Origin of the sequence: Brachybacterium sp. (genome assembly GCF_036379615.1) — a bacterium.
Lineage (GTDB): Bacteria > Actinomycetota > Actinomycetes > Actinomycetales > Dermabacteraceae > Brachybacterium.
Genome location: NZ_DASVGJ010000014.1, coordinates 1 through 5,109, shown reverse-complemented (window position 1 = coordinate 5,109; position 5,109 = coordinate 1). Strand labels below are relative to the sequence as shown.

The window sequence follows — 5,109 nt, the reverse complement described above, 5'->3', positions numbered from 1 at the left end:
CAACCAGCACGCCGAGCAGCAGGACACCACGTCGAACCAGAACTGATTCGTCGGTTCGTGTTCTGACAGCAGGAAGGCCCCGCACCTCTGGGTGCGGGGCCTTCCTGCGTGCTGGCGCGGTTCGTCATGCTGGCGCGCGCCATCGAGCCGGCAGGGGACGGGCATGTCCCGCAGGGCTCAGCGGTAGTTGACGAACTGGAGCGCGACGTCCAGATCCTTGCCCTTCAGCAGTGAGATGACGCCCTGGAGGTCATCGCGGCTCTTGGAGGAGACGCGCAGCTCGTCTCCCTCGATCCGTGCCTTGACCCCCTTGGGGCCCTCGTCGCGGATCAGCTTGGAGATCTTCTTGGCGTCCTCGGTGCTGATGCCCTCCTTGAGCGCAGCCGCCAGACGCACCTCCTTGCCGGACTGCTTGGGCTCGCCCACGTCCAGCGCCTTGAGCGAGATCCCCCGACGCACGAGCTTGGACTGCAGCACGTCGAGCACCGCGAGCGCACGCTCCTCCGCGTTGGCGATCATGACGATCTCGTCGCCGCTGAGGGTGATCGAGGCGCCGGTGCCGCGGAAGTCGTACCGCTGTCCGACCTCCTTGACGGCCTGGTTCACAGCGTTGTCGATCTCCTGTCGATCGAGCTTGCTGACGATGTCGAACGATGAATCTGCCACGGTGGGTCCTTCCTTCGAGCGGCGGCCCGGATGGGCGCCACCTCATTGTCCACGAGCCTGTCCACGAGCGCCCGGGGGAGCTGTGACGCTCTTCATGCGCCCCAGGGCCGCTCCGGGTTCGCATCGGCGACGCGGCGCCGGTATGCTGTTCCAGGTCCGCTTCCGGCGGCCACCCGATCCAGGTCGGGCGGTCAACGGGAGCAGTCACGGCAGATTACCCGAGCGGCCAAAGGGAGCTGACTGTAAATCAGCTGGCATTGCCTACGGGGGTTCGAATCCCTCATCTGCCACGGCGGAGGATCCATGTGATCCGAAGCACCGGGACCAGCCCCCGAATTGCCTCCGGGCAAGGAGATGGGTAAAGTTCATCGGGTTGCCCTGATAGCTCAGTCGGCAGAGCATCTCCATGGTAAGGAGAAGGTCAAGGGTTCGATTCCCTTTCAGGGCTCTGATGGATGCGGCGGCCCGGTCTCATTCGAGATCGGGCCGCTTCATCGGTCATGCCGGGGTAGCTCAGACGGTTAGAGCGCACGACTCATAATCGTGAGGTCGCGGGTTCGATCCCCGCCCTCGGTACCACACCGGTTCCTGCCGGAGTGCTGAAATCCACATCCCCCGAGCACGGGGACCCACGAGGTGCGCCGCCGGGCGCGCCACCCGGACGAAAGAGGCGAACCGTGGCGAGCAAGAGCTCTGACGTGCGTCCCAAGATCACCATGGCTTGTGTTGATTGCAAGGCGCGCAACTACATCACCAAGAAGAACCGTCGCAACACCCCGGATCGGCTCGAGCTCTCGAAGTTCTGCCCGACCTGCGGCAAGCAGACGGCGCACCGCGAGACCCGCTGAGCGGTCCGCACGCACCTCCACGAAGGCCATCCGGGTTTCCCGGGTGGCCTTCGTCGTGTCCGGGTGCTGAGGCGGCTCCCGGCGCCGGTCCTTCGGCCGCACCGCCCGGGCGATGAGATGATCAGGGGGCTCACATCCGTCGGCCCCGCCGACCCGACCTCGGGAGACTCATGACCACCACCCCCGATCCCGCCTTCGCCGGGCGCATCTACCCGGCAGGCCCCGCGCACACCGTCTCGGCGGCGAAGATCGCCGAGTTCGCCCGCGCCACCGGCGCGACCTCGCCGCTGCACACCGACCCGCAGGCCGCCCGCGAGGCGGGACACGCCGACGTGATCGCACCGCCCACCTTCCTGGTCTCTCTCGCGCAGGCCACCGAGGCGCAGTACATCGAAGACCCCGCCTCCGGGATCGACTTCTCCCGGGTGGTGCACGGCGAGGAGACCTTCACCCTGCACCGCCCCGTGGTCGCGGGGGATCGGCTGGTCCCGACCCTGACCGTCGAGGCAGTGCGTGCCGCGGGCGGCCACTCGATGGTCACCACCCGCGTCGACCTCAGCGACGAGGCCGGCGCTGAGGTCGCCGCCGTGCGCAGCATGCTCGTCGTCCGCGGCGACTGACCACGGCGGCCGCGCCGCCCGCAGCGACCGACCACGCCGCACGCAGCGACGAGCGCGATCCGCAGCCCGCCCACCCCACGGACCCAGGAGCAGACTTGACCACCACACCCCCCGCCCCCGCGGACCTCTCCGCCCTCACCGTCGGCCAGGAGCTCGCCCGCAGCCGCCACGAGATCTCCCGCGACACTCTGGTGCGCTACGCCGGCGCGTCCGGCGACTTCAACCCCATCCACTACAACGACACGGTCGCGACCGAGGCCGGGCTGCCGGGAGTCATCGCCCACGGAATGCTCACCATGGGCACCGCCATCACCGGCCTGCTCGAGGCGATCGCGGACCCGACAGCGGTGCGCGGCTACACGACGCGCTTCACGCACCCCGTCCCAGTGCCCGCCACCGGCTCCGTGACCCTCGACGTGGTCGCCGTGATCGGCGCCATCGACGAGCAGGCGCGCACCGCCCGGGTGGACCTCACGGCCGAGGTCGAGGGGACCAAGGTGCTCGGCCGTGCCCGCGCCACCCTCGCCCTGCCGGACGCGGCATGAGGCTCTCCGACCTCACCACGCTCCGCATCGGTGGCGAGATCCGGACCCTGGTCGAGGCCCGCACCGCGCAGGAGGTCATCGAGGCCGTCTCCGCCGCCGATGCCGCCGGGGAGCCCCTGCTCGTGCTCGGCGGGGGATCCAACCTGGTCGCCTCCGACGAGCCCTTCGAGGGCACCGTGGTGCTGCTGCGCGACCCGGAGGAGCCGCCGCTGCTGGACGCCACCTGCGAGGTCGGCGCCTCTGGAGAGCCCGACGGGATCCCCGTCGACCCTGCGGAGCTGACCCCGCTGGATCCCACCTGCGGCGGGGCGATCGTCGAGTACTTCGCGGGCGTGAACTGGGACCGCGCCGTGCGCTACGCGATCGCCCGCGACATGGTCGGGGTCGAGGCGCTCTCGGGCATCCCCGGCTCCGTCGGCGCCACTCCGATCCAGAACGTCGGAGCCTATGGCCAGGAGGTCGCCGCCACCATCTCGCGCGTGCGCACCTGGGACCGGGAGAAGAACGCCGTGCGCACCTTCTTCGCCGCCGACTGCGAGTTCGCGTATCGGGACAGCGTGTTCAAGCGCACCCGCATCTCCGGCGGAGCGCCCTCGGCCACCGGCCGCTATGTGGTGCTCTCGGTGACCTTCCAGCACACGATCGGAAGCCTCTCCGCCCCGATCCGCTATGCCCAGCTCGCCGACGCCCTCGGAGTCGAGGTGGGCGAGCGCGCCCCGATGCGGGAGGTGCGCGAGGCGGTGCTGCGCATCCGCGGCTCCAAGGGCATGGTGCTGGACCTGCGCGACCACGACACCTGGAGCGCCGGCTCCTTCTTCACCAACCCGATCCTCGCTGCGCAGGAGGCCGCCGCGCTCCCCGCGGAGGCGCCCCGCTACGACGCCGGCGATGAGCGGATCAAGACCAGCGCCGCCTGGCTGATCAGCCACTCCGGCATCGAGCGCGGGCACGCCGTGGGGGAGCGCGCCGCCGTCTCCTCCAAGCACTCGCTCGCGCTGACCAACCGCGGCGGCGCCTCCAGCGATGATCTGGTGGCGCTCGCCCAGGACGTGCAGTCCCGCGTCCAGGAGCGGTTCGGGATCCACCTCGAACCCGAACCGGTCCGCCTCGGCGTCGATCTCTGAGCGCGATCGCGGCGCGGGCATCGTCCGTCCTAAGATGGCCGCACGGCGCCCGTCGCCGACCCACCCCGACACTGCAGGAGGCCCTGTGAACGTCCTCGACCAGTCCATCGCCGATCTCGATCCGGAGATCGCCCAGGTCCTCGACAAGGAGCTGGCGCGCCAGCAGCGCACCCTGGAGATGATCGCGAGCGAGAACTTCGTGCCGCGCGCGGTGCTCCAGGCCCAGGGCTCGGTGCTCACCAACAAGTACGCCGAGGGGTACCCGGGTCGCCGCTACTACGGCGGCTGCGAGGAGGTCGACGTCGCCGAGCAGATCGCGATCGACCGTGCCAAGGAGCTGTTCGGCGCCGAGCACGCGAACGTCCAGCCCCATTCCGGCGCCACCGCCAACGCCGCGGTCATGCATGCCCTGGCCCGCCCCGGGGACAAGCTCATGGGCCTCTCCCTCGCCCACGGCGGCCACCTCACCCACGGCATGAAGATCAACTTCTCCGGCCGCCTGTACGACATCGTCGCCTACGAGACGGAGCCGGAGTCCGGCCTGATCGACATGGCGAAGGTGCGCGAGCTGGCCGTGGCCGAGCAGCCCAAGGTGATCGTCGCCGGCTGGTCCGCATACACCCGTCAGCTCGACTTCCCGGCCTTCCGCGCGATCGCCGATGAGGTCGGCGCGGTGCTGTGGGTCGACATGGCGCACTTCGCGGGCCTGGTCGCCGCAGGCCTGCATCCCAGCCCCGTCCCCTACGCGGACGTCGTCTCCACCACCATCCACAAGACCATCGGCGGGCCCCGCTCCGGCATGATCCTGTGCACGGAGAAGTGGGCGAAGAAGATCGATTCGGCCGTGTTCCCGGGCCAGCAGGGCGGCCCGCTGATGCACGTCATCGCCGCCAAGGCCGTGGCGCTGAAGGCCGCCGCCAGCGAGGACTTCAAGGATCGCCAGGCACGCACCCTCGAGGGCGCGAAGATCATCGCCGAGCGCCTCCAGGCCGAGGATGCGAAGGCCGCCGGGGTCAAGCTGATCTCCGGCGGCACCGACGTCCACCTGGTGCTGGTGGACCTGGTGGACAGCGAGCTCGACGGCCAGCAGGCCGAGGACCGCCTCCACGAGGCCGGCATCACCGTGAACCGCAACGCCGTCCCCAACGACCCGCGCCCGCCGCGCGTCACCTCCGGCCTGCGCATCGGCACCCCGGCGCTCGCCACCCGCGGTTTCGGGGCGGAGGAGTTCACCGAGGTCGCCGACGTCATCGCCCTGGCGCTGACCGGAGGGGCCGACCTCGAATCGCTGGCCGCCCGCACCGCG

6 protein-coding genes and 3 tRNA genes are annotated in these 5,109 nt (G+C 70.2%); 8 read left to right on the top strand and 1 reads right to left on the bottom strand.

Annotation, left to right across the window (positions count from 1 at the left end; translation table 11 throughout):
* Positions 1 to 177: 177 nt before the first annotated feature.
* Positions 178 to 666: a YajQ family cyclic di-GMP-binding protein gene (locus VF289_RS03075; RefSeq protein ID WP_330880969.1), complete on the bottom strand. Its 489-nt coding sequence runs from the start codon at positions 664 to 666 to the stop codon at positions 178 to 180.
* A 208-nt stretch (positions 667 to 874) separates the two neighbouring features.
* Between VF289_RS03075 and VF289_RS03070 the strand changes: the two genes are divergently transcribed.
* The 8 genes from VF289_RS03070 to glyA form a co-directional block, all read left to right on the top strand.
* Positions 875 to 956 (top strand) — tRNA-Tyr (locus VF289_RS03070).
* An 85-nt stretch (positions 957 to 1,041) separates the two neighbouring features.
* A tRNA-Thr gene (locus tag VF289_RS03065) sits at positions 1,042 to 1,114 on the top strand.
* Between the two features lie 54 nt (positions 1,115 to 1,168).
* Positions 1,169 to 1,245 (top strand) — tRNA-Met (locus VF289_RS03060).
* A gap of 98 nt (positions 1,246 to 1,343) precedes the next feature.
* Positions 1,344 to 1,514, top strand: a complete 171-nt coding sequence (gene rpmG / locus VF289_RS03055) for a 50S ribosomal protein L33 (RefSeq protein WP_029360274.1) — start codon at positions 1,344 to 1,346, stop codon at positions 1,512 to 1,514.
* Between the two features lie 170 nt (positions 1,515 to 1,684).
* The gene (locus tag VF289_RS03050) at positions 1,685 to 2,134 is read left to right on the top strand and encodes an FAS1-like dehydratase domain-containing protein (RefSeq protein ID WP_330880965.1); all 450 of its coding nucleotides are present in this window, start codon (positions 1,685 to 1,687) and stop codon (positions 2,132 to 2,134) included.
* A gap of 95 nt (positions 2,135 to 2,229) precedes the next feature.
* Positions 2,230 to 2,679 (top strand): MaoC/PaaZ C-terminal domain-containing protein, encoded by a 450-nt coding sequence (locus VF289_RS03045; RefSeq protein ID WP_330880963.1) that lies wholly within the window; start codon positions 2,230 to 2,232, stop codon positions 2,677 to 2,679.
* Positions 2,676 to 3,803 (top strand): UDP-N-acetylmuramate dehydrogenase, encoded by a 1,128-nt coding sequence (locus VF289_RS03040; protein WP_330880961.1) that lies wholly within the window; start codon positions 2,676 to 2,678, stop codon positions 3,801 to 3,803. Before VF289_RS03045 ends, VF289_RS03040 begins: the two co-directional genes overlap by 4 nt.
* Before the next feature lie 85 nt (positions 3,804 to 3,888).
* A partial coding sequence (gene glyA, locus VF289_RS03035) for a serine hydroxymethyltransferase (protein WP_330880959.1) occupies positions 3,889 to 5,109 on the top strand: 1,221 nt, incomplete at its 3' end.

Excerpts from the sequence above, each read along its gene's own strand:
- VF289_RS03050 (WP_330880965.1), top strand. The coding sequence starts at position 1,685 with ATGACCACCACCCCCGATCCCGCCTTCGCCGGGCGCATCTACCCGGCA.
- VF289_RS03040 (WP_330880961.1), top strand. The coding sequence starts at position 2,676 with ATGAGGCTCTCCGACCTCACCACGCTCCGCATCGGTGGCGAGATCCGG.